Below are 15,977 nucleotides of genomic sequence, written 5' to 3' on the forward strand. Positions count from 1 at the left end.
TGCAATGAATTTTTGTTAATCTTCATTCAGTACCACCAACATGATTTCGGAAACTTTCTTCTCGATTTTCATCGTTTGAGCATAATGAATCAGATTGCCGACATTCTTCTTTTTCGATTTTGCATATAGTCGAAGAGCCTTGGTGTATATTTCGGAATCAATTTTATGACTGTTCCGAATGATGTCACACAGAGTTTTCTCCCTATCGTAAGAGTGAACAACATGCCCTAGTGAAGTCTTAACATCAACTACTCCCAAATCGTATGTTCCTCTAGTATCCGTGTGAATAACAACAGAGCCATCAGGAACAAAGGGCCTATAGTTCTTAGGCCCAGTCACCTCGAACGATTCAGGAAGCCGGTCTGTGAGTCCATGCAGAAAAAGTGCCGAGACAAAAGAAAAAATAAATTTGGGGTATTTGTATTGGAATACCAAGAAATCATCCCGAAGCCAATCATCTTGGGCATAAAAGCCTTTATCGATCTTGACCAGTCCATTTTTCCGGACAAAATCGGTCAAAAACCAGGACGGAATCCCCTGTTCGTCCACCTGCTGCCGCGTAATATAGCCTATATTCGCATCCAATATTTTTTTTAGTTTCTGTTCATTCGTAACTTGCATTTTAAACCAAATATACAATAAAATGGTTGAAAACGCAAGAGCGTAAAACATTTCGATATTCATCATTAACTCCTTCCCATCTACATGCAAAAAAAGACAGGATTACACATTTGTTCACTAATAATATAAATTCATAAATGACGATTGTCAAGAGGTTAAAATATTTTTCTTATGACAGTATTTGTCATTAGCGAAATATAATTTTACAGTATATCAAACACGAGGTTCAACTATGTCAAAATACATCATTATGGATTCATCCGTTGGGGAATGCGAAGGATCGCTATTCGCCGACATCAAATTGAAAGATGAGAATGGCAAAATCATTTATTTCACATTAATCGAGACGGATGACAAGCCGATTCTCTATAAAACCAACATGCGAATAACACATCTTGTGACTGAACCAGACTATGATCCCGAACAGCTCGAAATAGTAAACGCAACAAAGGTGGTATACAAAGGCGAAAATTACAACGCCCTCTTTGACAACAGCCACAGCTTCGAACCTTTTTCAGCAATTCGTTGCGTAATTCACCTTATACGCACATTTCCCGATTGTTTAATTTTCAGTCAAGAATTAGAAGGGAAATGCATTGACGAAATTGACATTCCCAAATCCGATGTTGAAGTTTCTTTTCAACTCGAAAAATGAGCGTTCACAGCATGAAAACACATCAGTATTTGAAACTTAACCGGTTACAGGTCTAAATTCTTTGGCTATTTCTGCCTGTAATTCGCGAACAGTTTCTTCGGAAAGTTTCGTGATTCGGACGACTTTTTCAATGGAATCACCATCGGCAAGCATATCGCGAGCGAACGCCTTGTGATCATTGAGAATCTTTTCGGCGAATTCCTCTTCTTCGACCTCGGCAATGGACTTGTAGCCGTAAACCTGACTGCATTTAAGAAAATCCATTCTAAATTGCTCCTTGGCATCACCGTTGAACCACTGTTTCAAATATATAAAAGTTTGCGAAAGAAAGTCCTCCGCTTCTTCACGAGGGAGTGAAGCAAGCCCGGCCATGGCAGCGTGCATGTGACGCATCAAGTTTTCACCAGAAAAAACATACTTCATTGCAATCAACGCCAGAGCTATTTTGGGCGAAATCTGAGGAATTTCATAATCCTCGAAAACCGTTCCTACATTGACAAGCTCCAAAATGAACGGTAGGCCAATCTTGTGATAGTATTCAGGATAGTTCGGAAACATGGTCGCATTCCCAATACTCCATGGTTGTTTCCCGTTGTACAGCACGATAGCAATAGTCGGGATATTCTTCTGGTTACGAACCATGATATTATACCAATCACGCACAAGCTGACCAATTATACCGGATTCAGGATAGCTCTTGTGTTCTTCAATAATACCCACCAGCAATTCGGCCTGACAGGGTTCATCGCTTGCAATTTTAACAGTGAACGCCAAATCGGTCTCTCCGTATTCAACCGTACGGCTGTACGCTTCAGAAATTTCTTGCATAGAATCAAGATTCACTGTAGCCAAGAACTTGGCAAGATTACTGTTCTTCCGTGCAACAAGACGCAAAAGTTCCGCCGTACGGACAGGGTCTTTAAAAATAGAACGCACATAAGGATCGTGTTTAAATCTTTTATTCACAACAAACCTCCATCGGATTCAAGAGGTTAAAATCTAGATACTAAAATCAGCAATCTCGCCATCTATTGATTGCAAGGTTTGTAAAAAAATTCATAAACAACGATTGTCAAGAGCCTTAATGGATATCGGGAACGGAATTTCTTTTATGTAGTTTTCCGTTTGCTTCAGAATGTTTTGCAACGCCGGGATTCGCTCAAGATAGTTTTGAATATCAAATAACATTTGAATGGTACAACCCTTATCGAAAGTGACTTCCAACGAAAAAGAGTTCTCGGATTCGGACAAATTCCATTGATATTTTGTTGAGTTCATAATGTACGAAATCGTCGCCCGGATTGTGTTCTGGGCGATTTCTTTCAGCTTCTGCTCTTTTTCGATTTCCGTTATGATTCTTGACAAATGCTCGTTATAGTTCGGGAATTCATCAACGAATTTCACGAGGTTTTCAAGAGTCGTTTCAAGATTACACAAACAACGTTCATACGGAACATTAAAGCTCCCTGCGTCAATATGAGAAAATCGGATGCTCAAATATTTAGCATCACAATCTACCAAAAATTCAATCGAAGCCACATAGCCGAAAGACTTGGACAAGCAAACAACTTGCGACTTATCGCAATCTCGATACCCCTTTGATCCTTGCTTATAAGAAATTTCAAAATCGTAATCAGGCTTCGCTTTTTGCAAGCGTTTAAAAGCAGCAAGAACATCCCTTCTATGCAGAAAAATCACATCAGCATTTTGGGCATAAATATTTTTGACAAGCGGCTGCCAGAAATTATAGCAGGCGTCGGATTTGGATTGTGAGTTGGCGAGGTTTGAGGATTGTTCTTGCATGTAGCCGATTGAAGGAGATACTCTCTTTCAAAATAGATATTCTATACAACAATCGTAGCCATGAATAACAGAATCACTGAAATATTATAATAATTGGTGATCAACAACGTACAAAATGAACATTTTTTTTACAAAAACAATATTTATACCTCAAAATAATGTATAAATTTACCCCAAAAGAGCCATAAAAAAATACAATTCAGGGCTTATACATGCATATAGAACTAACCATTGACTGGAACGGAAAAACGAAAAAAGAATTTAAAGAGATTCTTTCCGAAAAGGAAGTGGGCAACAGCCTTCTTGCTGAGAAAACTATTGAAAACCCTAATGCAGTACTTAAAGCATTAGGTCTTAATACGAATTTTCTTGATAACGAACCGTTTTCTAATCTTAGAACGAACTCCGATATATGGGAGTTTTATCTAATTAAGATGTTCAAAATTAAAGAAGACGAATATAAATATTGGATAAAAGATTTTTCGGACAAATCTCTTGCATACCGTCATTGTAGCAGAAGAAGAGTCGGCAATTCATGGAATCAGTTTAACGATAATGATGTAAAATATCCAACAATAGATAATAACGACCTAATAAAAGCTTCAGAAAAATTTGTGGGTCGTTTGCAACAGTTCAAAGGACCGCTCCGCAAAGTAGACAAAAAAAATACAATAAACAGAAAAAGAGCGGCAAAAGCCTTTAATAGCTATTTACTCAAATCAATGGATTTTAGGACAAAAGCAATCAACGATATTTTTTTCAGCAACAAAAATGAAGATTTTATTTTAATGGAACTTTTAAAAAGATCTTATTGGAATAAAAATCCAGGACTTGATTCAAACCATATGCTAGCAATCTGTTTGATGTTATGTCTTTATGGCCATCAAAAGCAAAGCTACATTTCTCAACAAATGGCAAAAATTGTATGCCAAAAATTAAATTTATTAAAAAACTGCGATAACGAAATAAGAGAAAAAATAATAAAAAATTTAAAAGATAGAACAAGCTACTTTAAAAAGCCGTTCATTCCACCCTACAAGTATGTCTATACTAAATATCGGGATCGCATAAATATTTTCTTTCGTATTAAAACCTGGATAAGATTGGTAAAAACGACTTATTTAGCGAGTGTATAATCATGTCTATAAAATACTATGTATCAACATATAGTGCCCATGCCTCATTACTTACAAAATTAGCGAACAACAAACAGAGCGAAATAAAAAAGCTCTGCGTAAGTTATGGAGGATTAAAAGTTCCTAAAGGCTCATTCAACGAATCTAATTGGAAACCAATTTTTAAAAATCTTTTTGAATCTAAACAAGTTCTACATGCAAAGGTAATTTTAAAACAAAACGCCCATAACAATGAATTGTGGTTATGGACAGGAAATTTGAGATCATGTACAAAAAAATCTCAGAATATTTTAATATCATTAAGAATTAACAATTCGTTGGCAAGTAATATAATATCATGGTTTAATGATGGACCTAATAAGCACTTAGTGCTTAACAAATCAACAAAAATAACAGCAAAACCTTTTGCTGGTGCAATGGTAAGCATTCTTTCAGAAAGCATAAAAAAATTAGATGAAAACAACTGCAATAAAACATATATTTTCTCTCCATGGGGATCATCTGAAGTTTTAGAAGATTTGCTAAAATGTAATCAAGTAAAAAACGTAAAAATCTATACTCGATTTGCTTTAGGCAAAATGTGGCTAGATTTCAATTCAAAAAAAATTATTAGCAGAAACATAGCCGATGAAAAAGCCGAATTTCCCCATTTAAAGTGTATGTTTATAACAAATGTCAAAGGAAACATAATATGGGCATATATTGGATCTGCAAATTTCACCAAGCAGGCTATGAAAAGAACGATAAAGGAAAAATCAAATATTGAATATGCCTTGATAGTGGAAGGAGAGGATGCATGTAAACAGCTTATGCCAATATTAGATAGGTTAAAATCAGGGCAAAAGAAATGGATAATACGCCAAAGAATTGGGAAAGGATATAATCACATAAACGATGGAGAAGATGTAGAATTAGGTCTAGAAGAAACGGGAGACGAAGATTTTAACAATAATTTCAAAACAAGAGAAATAATAAAAGAATGCGGAGAGCTAATTGACAAAGAACAAGAAAAGATTTTTGATGACTTTTATAAAAAAGGGGATTCAGACGAACATCCTTTTAAAAAAGATAAAAATTATTTATTTAAAGTGATGGGGGTTGGTGTTTTCTTCCATTTATTAGTTCAGAAAAAAAATAGGGAATGGGTAGAAATGCCTTATAAGAGAACTATCCCAGATATGATTCCTTATGGATGTATTGAAGCTGATCAGTCTGTTGAAAACATTTTTAAAGCGTTAAAACAAAAACCAAAAAGTACCAAGCCGACAAATAATGAAATTCAGAACTCTAGCTCCACATTGTCTATACAAGATCGAAATCTACGATTCCCATATGATAGATTAAAAAATAGAAGAATTCGTTCTATAATAGAAACAGAACTTATTAAATTGAATAAAAATAGAGAATCGATTTCTTGCAATTATAGAAAATTGGTTGATTTATGGTTGCCTATGATTAATTTGATGAATAAAAAAGGTATTGCAAAATGAAAAATGCAAAGCAAAAAAAATGTAAAAAAGTTGCAGAGGCACAAAATCAGTGTATAAGAAAATTACAGTCTTATATAAAGTCTTTTATTAGTAATGCTTCTGATTCAATTACAAGAGTTATGTCTGTTTCAATACCAACGGGATGGGGAAAAACGCGTATTGCAATTCAAAGTATACTACACTCTACAAATGAAAAAGCGACAATCGTATTGTGGCCACAAAGAACAGGTCATGTGCAAGAAATTTGGCAACGTCCACGAGACTGGAAGGAAAGAGACAATAGCAGAAGTTGCTCTATTCCTAATTGGTTACCTATCGACGAAGATAAAGAAAGAAATACTTTTTCTTATTTTGAATATAATGAAAAAAAATGGAAGAAACAAACCATAAGGAAAACAAAATTTATCAATCAAAACGAAAAAAAATCCTTTTTCTTCATTTTCAATAGAAAAAAAACAAGCAAAGCAAAAATACAACGAAGAAGTGCTATAAAAAACAAGCATATACAAAACAAGCAATCGCCCATATTCTTTATTATTGATGAGTGGCACACTCATGATTTTTTGAAAGACTATGAAAAATATTGTACAGATTGGAAGGATGCATTTTCTGATTATGACGAGGTTGCAAAAGCAGAATCATTTTGGCGAGAAAAGTTACTTGGTTGTAGTACAAGACGAAAACTATTTATCATGTTGCTGTCGGCAACACCGTTAGCATCAACAAGTAGAATGGACCATCTTTATGAAAAAGCAGCTGAAAAAGAAATTGAACAACAGAATCAAGCTGATGAAAGTGCATTTGAAGCTCTGACGGATGTAGGTAATCAAAACCGTGATAAAGACAATCCTTATGCTATATATGAAATATATCCCGATGTTTTAGAACATAAAATGGATTTTCTTAAAAATGAAAGAGATTTGGCTAAAAAGAAAATAGAGACATTGAAAAAGGAGGATCTTTGTAATTTCCCAATTTTGGGGGATAAGAATCTTTTTAAGTGGAGTGAAGATTATTTACGTATTTTAAAAACTGTTGATAAAAAAGACAATAATGCATATGGGAATGTCGTTTATCAGAAAGAACAAAGTGCTATTCTAGCTTTACGTGCAAGAAAATTTAACGTTCTTTGCGAATTGTTGAAACTATACAAAGAAAAAAAATTTCTTATTTTCTGTACATATCGAGATGAAGTCGCCAAAAAACTCGAAGTAGAATTAAAGAATGTAATGGATAAAAATTCCATAGCATATTTGAATAATTGTCCACGCCGATCAACCTTAGCGGACTTCAATGAGCCAGAAGGCAAAATTAGATATCTAATAGCCACAGATAAAGATTCTCAAGGAATTGATTTGCAAAATTCTGGAGCTTGGCTAATTCATTATGAGTTACCTTGGAATCCAATTAGAGTGATTCAACGATTTGGTCGAGTTTGGCGATTTAATCAAAATGGAGACGGATCTGACGAAGAAGAACTAACATGTCCTGTAGCGTTTCACATACCATCCACTTATTCTGCAGAGGAAGAAAAAATCAATCGTTTGGAAAGGCGATGGCATGTTCTAAGCAAGATATTAACAGAAAAAAGTGCCAAACATTTACGCCCTGTTGACTTTTATATTGCAATGGGATTAAGAGTAACGCCCAAACCATATAAGGATTAAATGTCTAACTCAAAATGAATACTTATGTATTCATTTGGCAAGGTAAAAAACTACTCGTCCTTCCAAATTCCTTCAATACAGAACGGGATTAAGTCAAATAACTTTTCAACATTTTGACGACATTTGACAATGCACTCCGGATCTGGATCTTCTAGTACATTTTTCGCCACAAAAAGTCGCCATTTAGGATCATTCATCATTTTATCATATTCATTTTTTGATAGAAAAAAATGAAAATCATTTCGGCTTGTCCCCTTAACTTCTATATGAAGTTCTTTATCGTCTCTTGCTCTAAAAACAGTTAAATCCCACCCACAATTTTCATGTTCTACACTTGTAACAGTATATCCATTTTCCATATAGTAACTAGATGCTATTTCGACAGCAATCTTTTCAATTTCTTTTTTCATCTCCGTTTCTGGAGGCGTATATTTAGAGACAAATGCAGAAATATCAGCATCCGCATTTTCTTCTTTATCGTCAAAGCGTTTTGAGGATTCTTCATTTTCCGAGCCAGTTGAATTTTTAGCACCATCTACATCAGGAATATCCTCTGAATCATTCTCAATTTCAAAAAAATCATCATCTAATTCATCTAAAGATTCTTCATTTTCTGATTCAGTTGATTCATAAGCTTCATTTAGTTTTTTGAACAAATTCTTCCACCCCTCGATTCCATCCTTATAAGCAGGCTTGAGGTTAGCATAAGAGAATGCAGCAACACCGGCTATGTTAGAAGAAACACCTCCTCCTTTTCGAGAAGAATCAATATACCAAGATTCCCTACAGCGACGAAATACGTTTTTAAGAACTTTAACTTTATTTTTATCAGCAACAGCAATACCTAAACGTTTCATAAAACGAACAAAAATCTCAATAATCGTATTTTCAATTTCATCGGTATTAAGATTAAATCTTGTTCCATGCGTTATATTGCCTTGACGAACCACTCCATTATTCCTAATAGTATCTATAAGGTTTTCTTTCTGAGTTTTAAGACTAGCTTCAAGCTCCACCTTATTGAGAACAGAATCAGACTGATCCGTATGCCCATATGTAGTAACAAAACCAATATCAGAAGTTGTTCCCCATTTATTCGCATACTCGTAAGCAACGTTAATCATTTCATTAGCGATGGTTTCTGCTCTTTCTTTCAATTTTTTTAGACGTTCATCTGCATCAGAATTTTCAGATGATTTCTTAACTTTTTTTGCCACAGAACTATTTACAGCAATTTTTTTAACAGCTACAGCTTTCTTGGCTTTTGGGGGTTGAGACTTTTTCATCATTTTTTTCCATCTTATAGGTATTTTCTTTTAAATTTATACACTTTTAATCAAAACAATCTCCGTTTTTACCACAAAATGACACACAACACAAAAATTCCAACGAATCGTTGGAGTTTTATGTGAACTCATGATTCCGCACCAAACTGGTGCATTAAAAAAGCAATTTGCATATTTTGCAAATTGCTTTTCACGTCACCCAATCTCCGTGCCCAAAGCTTAACCACGCGAGAGATGGCGAATCACTTCTGTATGACATCGCGAACCATCAAAGCACCTCTAATTGCAAAGCCTGTTCAATCATCGCAGCTTTGGGGTACTTTTGAATATAATCCTGTATAAGTTGCAAGTCAAGGTCTTGAACTGCGAGCCTGTAATTCAACAAAATTTCTTTGTAGTAATCAAAAGGGAGGCTGTTTTTATTACGCAACAATTCCAATAGCAACCGTTCCCTATTATACATCGTTATTGAAGCTCCGTTATATTCCACCTGAACCGTCCCCAGATAAAGGATATCGCTGTTTTCAAATTTTTGAACAATCTGCGAATCTGTGATTTTCTTCGCCCCACGCCTGGTCGCCAAGTAACATTTTTCGGGAATAGAGTCCGTTAAACCGTAATAGTAAAACGCCGAGTTCAAAGTAAAAACGGCATGAGGATATTTCTTTGAAATAACAGCCATTTCGGATTCATTCTTTTTGTCAGAATAAACTCCGCGATCAAGTCTAAAAAGGCGACCTTGGGCAATCGCCTTTTGCATAAGATACTTTGAGCCATATTTTTCCATGCACTGTTTCAAAGTCAATATCATAAATTTTCCAAAAGTATTTAAAATTTATATTTTTACATACCTTTAGTAAAAATACATTTTTTCACAGAAAAGGCAAGTCCATCTCTAAAACCTCAACTTATACCGCACTTCAAATTGCTCTGGGCGGAATCGGACAACGTCCTTGAAGCTGTATAGGCTTGCATCGGTGTCGTAGAGCAACGCATCAAGTTCCCATGTCACGCCGCCTTCGACAAATTTGTCTATAAGCATCATCTGCTTCCAGGCTGGAACGTTGTATGTTTTGTGGCGTTCGTGTTGGTTTTCGTTTGTATTCGCAAGGATGTTGATGGAATCCCAATTGGCATACCAGAAGAGCAAATCGCTGATGTATTCGTGTTCGCCGGCGATGCTCCAATCGTTCGCAAGGCAAATTTCGGCTTCGAGTTCGTATTCCTTGTACCACTCGTGATTTTGTGCGACGAGACTAGCGATGTCCTTTTTCGTGGCATTGAAGGTGCGGTTGATTTCGTTGTTGAGTTCTCGGATACGCTGGTCGATTGTGATTAACTTTTTCATGTTTGCGAAAGTCCAGCGGAATTCCTCGTTCAGCTGATCCCGACGGTCGTTCAGAAATTCGGTGTGGATTTTTGTTTCGAACAGATCCTGTTCAAATCTGCGTTTGGGCATTTCTTCTTGCCACTGTTCAACGCAACCGCGTTTGCGGCCATTATCGAATACGCGATAGAATTTTTCGAGGATGTCCCACCGCGGTGCACGTGATAAAATTCTAGTCATCTTGGCTCCAGTTTTGTGTAGTCGGGAATCGGGAGGTCATAAGGTAAAATGCGACTATCATCATCGCCTCGGACTTCGTTGTTGAAAGCTCCGATGGAAAGCCGCCAATTATTTGAGGGTTCAGCTTCATGCGGAGAATGTACCCCCGCTTTCAAAAACTTGACGAGCATCTTTTTCTCGTTTTCATCTAAGAACCAAACTGATTTGTTGTACGATGCACCTAGTTCATATTTAGGCTCCAAAAAAGAAATGCGAGCACACTTGGTCGCAAGCCCACGTCGCCAATGGTTGTACAAGACGAAATACGGCTTTTTAAAAGGGCCCGTATCAATGATGGCTCTAACACCAATATTCAAATCTCTGCTCCATGCACCGCTGCAAGAATTCATGTTGAATTCCGAAATTTGCAATTCACCCGCAGGCGAATAGATGTTGATTTGGCGTTCAGACTCATATTCCAAATCATCGTTCACCGGGAGGAACATGATGGAATAACTATAGACAGGGCAATAGAAATCGCCTTCCTCGACATACTCGCGCATAATTTTTTCGGCGGTGCGAAGTGATGTAAAAATACCCAGGTCATGAACGACTGTTTCGCGCCCCAAGCCGTTCGGCAGGATTGTCGCCGCCAATTGATAGATGTAACGTCCTCTCATAAAGCCTCTTTTATGTTTTTCTCGTAAAATTGTTATTCGCTAAAAATACTATTTTACTGCGACAAATAATGTCATATTTAGATTATTTTTGAAAAATTTTCCTTATCTCTTGACATTTGCTTCTGATGGGTTTATATTTTTCAGTGCACATGCGTGTAGTTTCAAGACATCAGCGAGAGATTGCTTCGCTTCGCTCACAATGACAAAATGTAAAACCCTGCTGTTTTTGCATGTCAGCAGGGGAAGGAGAAAAAGATGAACAATCAACAGATTGCAGCTCACAGCAATGCCGATGACGAAAAGAACGAAATCATTGTATATCAGCCGGAAGGGGGCGAATTTCATATAGAAGTTCGCGTGGAACAGGATACGGTTTGGCTAACGCAGGCCCAGATGGCGGAACTGTTCGGAACAGACCGAACCTCCATCACAAGGCATATCAGGAATATTTATCAAACCAAAGAATTGGAAGAATATTCAACCTGTGCAAAAATTGCACAAGTTCGAACAGAAGGCGGAAGAAAAATTTCACGAACGATTCCTTTCTACAACCTTGATATGATAATTTCCGTAGGCTATCGGGTGAATTCGATTTGTGGTACTCAATTTCGCCGATGGGCAAACAAAATTCTCAAGGAGCACATGCTTAAAGGGTTCAGCGTGAACCAGCGTCTTATTTCTCATGAAAACAAGTTGGAAAATCTTGATTCACGCATGATAAATCTTGAAAAGCAAGTAGATTTTTTCGTGAAAGCAAACCTTCCGCCCAAAGAAGGCGTATTGCAAGCAAAAGCCTATTGGAGCGGTTATGAATTTGCGACACAACTAGTGCGTTCCGCCCAAAAAGAAATCATCATCATTGATCCATTTGCAGACGATACAGCCTTGTCGCTCATGTTCAAGCGAAATCCTGAAGTCAATGCAATCATCTATTCCGCTCGCATCAACCAAACGATGAAAGCCGAATGCGAAAGGCTCAATCGACAATTGCCTCATGTAGAATTACGAAACATGCGTGAAGTCCACGACCGATTTATAATCATCGATGACACAATCTATCATATTGGAGCATCTATCAAAGATTTGGGGAACTTGCTGACCGCATTTTCTGTATTACAGTTTATTACCAAAGAAGAACTGCTCAAAATGGTGAGGTAACAACAGCACCACATTGATAAAAGTCAATCACTAAAAACTCGAATGATGTATTTAGATTTAATTGATTTTGTGACCTAGCATTTACGCAGTTTTATAAAAATTACACGGATCGACTTGACAGAGCCAAGCATCACAGTATATATTTGTGCAGTATGAAGAACGAATTAGAAAACACTTTTCTGCTATACCACGACAAAGACGGCAAAACAGATATTTCCGTGGATATAGAACTGCCCAAAGCGGCAACTATAAAGAAATTCTTTATAGTTCAACAGGATGGCAGAACATGAATACAAGCTTTTCCGTCAAAAGGAATTGGCTAATTTGAAAAGCGATTTCGACTTGTTCTTGGAAGAGACGAAGAAGCTGTCAAACAAAATTTAGAGGTTTATTATGCCAGAGATTACTCGTGGGGAACGCACTGTTCAGCTTTTTGCACACTTGATTTCGAATCCAGACAAAAGCTACTCCATCAGCGACTTGATGGAAGTGTTGCAGATTCCAAAGGGCGAACGCCGCAATGTGCAGCGAGACATGAGTTTTCTTGTGTCCATGAACAACGGGGCGTACATCCAGACGCATGGCAAGGGGCGTTCATTTGTCTATCAGTCCGCCATCAAGACGGCAGACCGACTGCTGTTTCCGGAATTTGAAAACACGATGTTGCACTTTGTATTCTTGCAGCGCATAGCAAATATCTACCCCGCGACAAGCGAACTGATTTCTACGTTGCTCGAAAAAATCAACAACGCATTGCCAGATAGCGAGCGAAAGGTTCTCAAGCAAGTTTCCGATACGCTGAACACCAAGATTCTCTTCATGGGGACGCCACCAAATTTCGAGGAAGACGCGAACGATAAACTCAAGACTATTTTGCGAGCGATTCATGACCACCGCAAAATTCTAGTGGAGTACGCCTTCCCTGAAAAAACGGAAAAGAAAGTGCGCGTTCCGCTGATGATCATCATTTACCAAAACGAAATTTACATCGGTTGCGAGTCGCAAAGCAATCCGGGCAAGACGTACGTCCTCAAGTTCCGCCGCATCAAGAGCGTCGAACTCACCCAAGAAACGTTCCAGGAGAATCCTAAAGTTATCGAGACTCTCCGCAAGCGTGTCACGCTCGGCTCCGCCATTTTAGGCACGCAAGACCCGAAAGCCGAAGATGTAGAAATTATTTTCGCTCCAAGCGCTAGATTCTACCTCGACGAGAAGCCGTTCCACCGCTCGATGAAAGTCGAGGAACTGAAAAACGGCCAGTTACGCGTCACGATGAAGGTCGAGGCAAACGAACTTTTATACCGCTGGGTGCTTTCGTACGCAGATTCTGCCGAAGTCCTCAAGCCTTATTCGCTCCGCAAACGCCTGCACGATTTTTCAAGCTTCCTATACAGCACTTATTACCAGAGATAAGCAATCCTACTTTTTGCCTAAAATTATCGTTTCCCCTTCCAAACCTCGTAAAAATTTCTAAACTTTAGTGGGTATAATTTTAAAACCAGGATAGGTCCTATTTATGGCAAAAACAACCAAAAAAACAAGTGACATCACCGTGCTCGGTACCGATGCAGAAGCTTTCCGCAAGGCATTTACCGACCACATCCACCACACGCTCGCCCGTAGCAAATACACGGTAACGGATCACGAAAAGTTCCTCGCCGTGGCATACGCCGTGCGTGACCGTCTTGTTGACCGCTGGATCAAGACGCAGAACACTTACTACGAAAAAGACGTCAAGCGCGTCTATTACTTGTCTCTCGAATTTTTGATTGGCCGTACCCTCGGTAACTCCGTCTTGAACCTCGATGTCGAAAGTGCCGTCACCGAAGCTCTTGACGAAATCGGCATGACGCTCGAAGAACTCCGCGAACAGGAAGTCGATGCGGGTCTTGGCAACGGCGGTCTTGGCCGCTTGGCCGCTTGCTTCCTCGACTCCATGGCAACGCTCGAACTCCCGGCGACCGGCATGGGCATCCGCTACGAATACGGCATGTTCAGCCAGAAGATTGTGAACGGCGAACAGGAAGAACAGCCGGACAACTGGCTGCGTCTCCCGAACCCGTGGGAAATCGCACGCCCGGCTAACGCTATCAAGGTTCCGTTCTACGGCTACGTCGTGAGCTGGATGGACGAAACAGGCAGGCTCCGCAACCGTTGGGAAACGAAGGACTACGTGATGGCCCTCCCGTACGATACGCCGATTCCGGGTTACAAGAACAACACGGTGAACAACCTCCGCCTCTGGAGTGCTAAGTCCGCCGACGATTTCGGCCTCAGCTACTTCAACAACGGCGACTACATCGCCGCCGTGCAGGACATGGAACTTTCCGAAACGATTTCGAAGGTCTTGTACCCGAACGACGCCTCCATGAACGGTAAGGAACTCCGCCTCAAGCAGCAGTATTTCCTCTGCTCCGCTTCTTTGCAGGATATCATCAAGCGCTTCAAGAAGCTCCACAACAACGACTGGAAGCTCTTCCCGGAAAAGGTCGCCATCCAGTTGAACGACACGCACCCGGCTATCTCCATTGCCGAAATGATGCGTATCCTCCTCGACATTGAAAACCTCGAATGGGACGAAGCATGGGATATCGTCACCAAGACGTTCGCTTATACGAACCACACGCTCATGCCGGAAGCTCTTGAAAAGTGGCCGGTCAGCTTGTTCGAAAAGCTCTTGCCGCGTCACCTCCAGATTATTTACGAAATCAACGCTCGTTTCCTCCGCATGGTCTCCATCAAGTGGCCGGGTGACAACGCCCGTCTCGCACGCATGAGCCTCATCGAAGAAGGCGGCTGCAAGATGATCCGCATGGCTTACCTCTCCATCGTGGGTTCGTTTGCCGTGAACGGCGTGGCAGCCCTTCACTCCGACCTCCTCAAGACCACGCTCTTCAAGGACTTCTACGAACTGTGGCCTGAAAAGTTCAACAACAAGACGAACGGCGTGACGCCGCGTCGCTGGGTCCGCAAGGCAAACCCGGCTATGTCCGAACTCATCACATCTAAGATTGGCGAATCCTGGGTCAAGGATTTGGACGACTTGAAGAAGCTCGAAAAGTTCGCCAAGGACGCAGACTTCCAGAAGAAGTTCATGGCCGTCAAGAAGCAGAACAAGGAACGCCTCGCCAAGTACCTCAAGGCAACACAGAATGTCGATGTCGATACAGATACGTTCTTCGACGTGCAGGTCAAGCGTATTCACGAATACAAGCGTCAGCTCTTGAACATTCTCCACGCCATCCACCTTTACATCCAAGTGAAGGACGGCAAGGAAATCATGCCGCGTACCATCATGATCGGTGGTAAGTCCGCTCCGGGTTACTGGATGGCCAAGCAGATCATCCGCCTCGCTAACGCTGTCGCCGCCATCATCGACGCTGACCCGGCATGCAAGGGCAAGCTCAAGATGGTGTTCCTCGAAAACTACCGCGTGTCCTTCGCCGAAAAGATCATCCCGGCAGCAGACCTTTCCGAACAAATTTCTACCGCCGGTACGGAAGCTTCGGGCACGGGCAACATGAAGTTTGCTTTGAACGGTGCTCTCACGATTGGTACGCTCGACGGTGCTAACGTGGAAATGAAGGAAGAAGTCGGTGACGACAACATCTTCATCTTCGGCCTCACTGTTGAAGAAGTGACGGACCTTCTCGCCAAGGGCTACCGTCCGCGTGACTTCTACAACCAAGACGATGATCTCCGCCGCGTGATTGACCTCATCGGTTCTGGCTTCTTCAGCCCCGACCATCCGGAAACCTTCAAGCACATCGCTGAAAAGCTCTTGTCGCATGACCCGTACATGCTCTGCGCAGACTTCCGCAGCTATGTGGATATGCAGAAGAAGGTTGCCGAAGCTTACCAGGACAAGAAGCACTGGGCAGAAATGGCAATCCTCAACGTCGCTCGCATGGGCAAGTTCAGTTCTGACCGTACCA

General features: G+C 40.1%; 15 protein-coding genes. 8 read left to right on the forward strand and 7 right to left on the reverse strand.

The genetic code is table 11. The annotated features are described in order from the left end of the window. Positions 1-15: 15 nt before the first annotated feature. Entirely contained in the window at positions 16-687 is a 672-nt protein-coding gene (locus tag IKG78_RS02280; protein WP_290938732.1) for a type IV toxin-antitoxin system AbiEi family antitoxin domain-containing protein, read from the reverse strand. A gap of 166 nt (positions 688-853) precedes the next feature. Here IKG78_RS02280 and IKG78_RS02285 point away from each other — a divergent pair, with 166 nt between their 5' ends. Then, positions 854-1,276, forward strand: a complete 423-nt coding sequence (locus tag IKG78_RS02285; RefSeq protein WP_290938734.1) for a hypothetical protein — start codon at positions 854-856, stop codon at positions 1,274-1,276. Between the two features lie 36 nt (positions 1,277-1,312). Here IKG78_RS02285 and IKG78_RS02290 read toward each other — a convergent pair whose 3' ends face one another. Together IKG78_RS02290 and IKG78_RS02295 are read right to left on the reverse strand one after the other, a co-directional pair. Beyond that, positions 1,313-2,242: an Rpn family recombination-promoting nuclease/putative transposase gene (locus tag IKG78_RS02290; protein WP_290938737.1), complete on the reverse strand. Its 930-nt coding sequence runs from the start codon at positions 2,240-2,242 to the stop codon at positions 1,313-1,315. 90 nt (positions 2,243-2,332) lie between these two features. Then, positions 2,333-3,079 carry a hypothetical protein gene (locus tag IKG78_RS02295; RefSeq protein ID WP_290938739.1) on the reverse strand — a complete coding sequence of 249 codons (747 nt, stop codon included), beginning with the start codon at positions 3,077-3,079 and terminating at the stop codon, positions 2,333-2,335. Positions 3,080-3,291: 212 nt separating this feature from the next. Here IKG78_RS02295 and IKG78_RS02300 point away from each other — a divergent pair, with 212 nt between their 5' ends. From IKG78_RS02300 to IKG78_RS02310, 3 genes are read left to right on the forward strand one after another with little or no spacing between them, the layout of a single operon-like run. Next, positions 3,292-4,215, forward strand: a complete 924-nt coding sequence (locus IKG78_RS02300; RefSeq protein WP_290938741.1) for a hypothetical protein — start codon at positions 3,292-3,294, stop codon at positions 4,213-4,215. A 2-nt stretch (positions 4,216-4,217) separates the two neighbouring features. After that, entirely contained in the window at positions 4,218-5,705 is a 1,488-nt protein-coding gene (locus IKG78_RS02305) for a hypothetical protein (RefSeq protein WP_290938743.1), read from the forward strand. Continuing rightward, positions 5,702-7,372, forward strand: coding sequence for a C-terminal helicase domain-containing protein (locus IKG78_RS02310; RefSeq protein WP_290938745.1), 1,671 nt, complete (start codon positions 5,702-5,704; stop codon positions 7,370-7,372). Before IKG78_RS02305 ends, IKG78_RS02310 begins: the two co-directional genes overlap by 4 nt. A 50-nt stretch (positions 7,373-7,422) precedes the next feature. Here IKG78_RS02310 and IKG78_RS02315 read toward each other — a convergent pair whose 3' ends face one another. From IKG78_RS02315 to IKG78_RS02330, 4 genes are all read right to left on the reverse strand, one after another. Further along, entirely contained in the window at positions 7,423-8,661 is a 1,239-nt protein-coding gene (locus tag IKG78_RS02315) for a DUF3883 domain-containing protein (RefSeq protein WP_290938747.1), read from the reverse strand. Positions 8,662-8,926: 265 nt separating this feature from the next. Continuing rightward, on the reverse strand, positions 8,927-9,469 hold the full coding sequence (locus IKG78_RS02320) for a hypothetical protein (RefSeq protein WP_290938749.1): 543 nt from the start codon (positions 9,467-9,469) through the stop codon (positions 8,927-8,929). A gap of 84 nt (positions 9,470-9,553) precedes the next feature. Beyond that, the gene (locus IKG78_RS02325; protein WP_290938751.1) at positions 9,554-10,225 is read right to left on the reverse strand and encodes a hypothetical protein; all 672 of its coding nucleotides are present in this window, start codon (positions 10,223-10,225) and stop codon (positions 9,554-9,556) included. Next, the gene (locus IKG78_RS02330; RefSeq protein WP_290938753.1) at positions 10,222-10,884 is read right to left on the reverse strand and encodes a hypothetical protein; all 663 of its coding nucleotides are present in this window, start codon (positions 10,882-10,884) and stop codon (positions 10,222-10,224) included. Before IKG78_RS02330 ends, IKG78_RS02325 begins: the two co-directional genes overlap by 4 nt. A gap of 255 nt (positions 10,885-11,139) precedes the next feature. Between IKG78_RS02330 and rhuM the strand changes: the two genes are divergently transcribed. The 4 genes from rhuM to IKG78_RS02350 all read left to right on the forward strand — a co-directional run. Beyond that, positions 11,140-12,042 (forward strand): RhuM family protein, encoded by a 903-nt coding sequence (gene rhuM / locus IKG78_RS02335; RefSeq protein ID WP_290938755.1) that lies wholly within the window; start codon positions 11,140-11,142, stop codon positions 12,040-12,042. A gap of 152 nt (positions 12,043-12,194) precedes the next feature. Next, positions 12,195-12,332 (forward strand): hypothetical protein, encoded by a 138-nt coding sequence (locus IKG78_RS02340; RefSeq protein WP_290938757.1) that lies wholly within the window; start codon positions 12,195-12,197, stop codon positions 12,330-12,332. A 103-nt stretch (positions 12,333-12,435) separates the two neighbouring features. Then, entirely contained in the window at positions 12,436-13,455 is a 1,020-nt protein-coding gene (locus tag IKG78_RS02345) for a WYL domain-containing protein (RefSeq protein WP_290938759.1), read from the forward strand. Between the two features lie 103 nt (positions 13,456-13,558). Continuing rightward, a partial coding sequence (locus IKG78_RS02350; protein WP_290938761.1) for a glycogen/starch/alpha-glucan phosphorylase occupies positions 13,559-15,977 on the forward strand: 2,419 nt, incomplete at its 3' end.

It is taken from the genome of Fibrobacter sp. (assembly GCF_017545445.1).
GTDB lineage: Bacteria > Fibrobacterota > Fibrobacteria > Fibrobacterales > Fibrobacteraceae > Fibrobacter.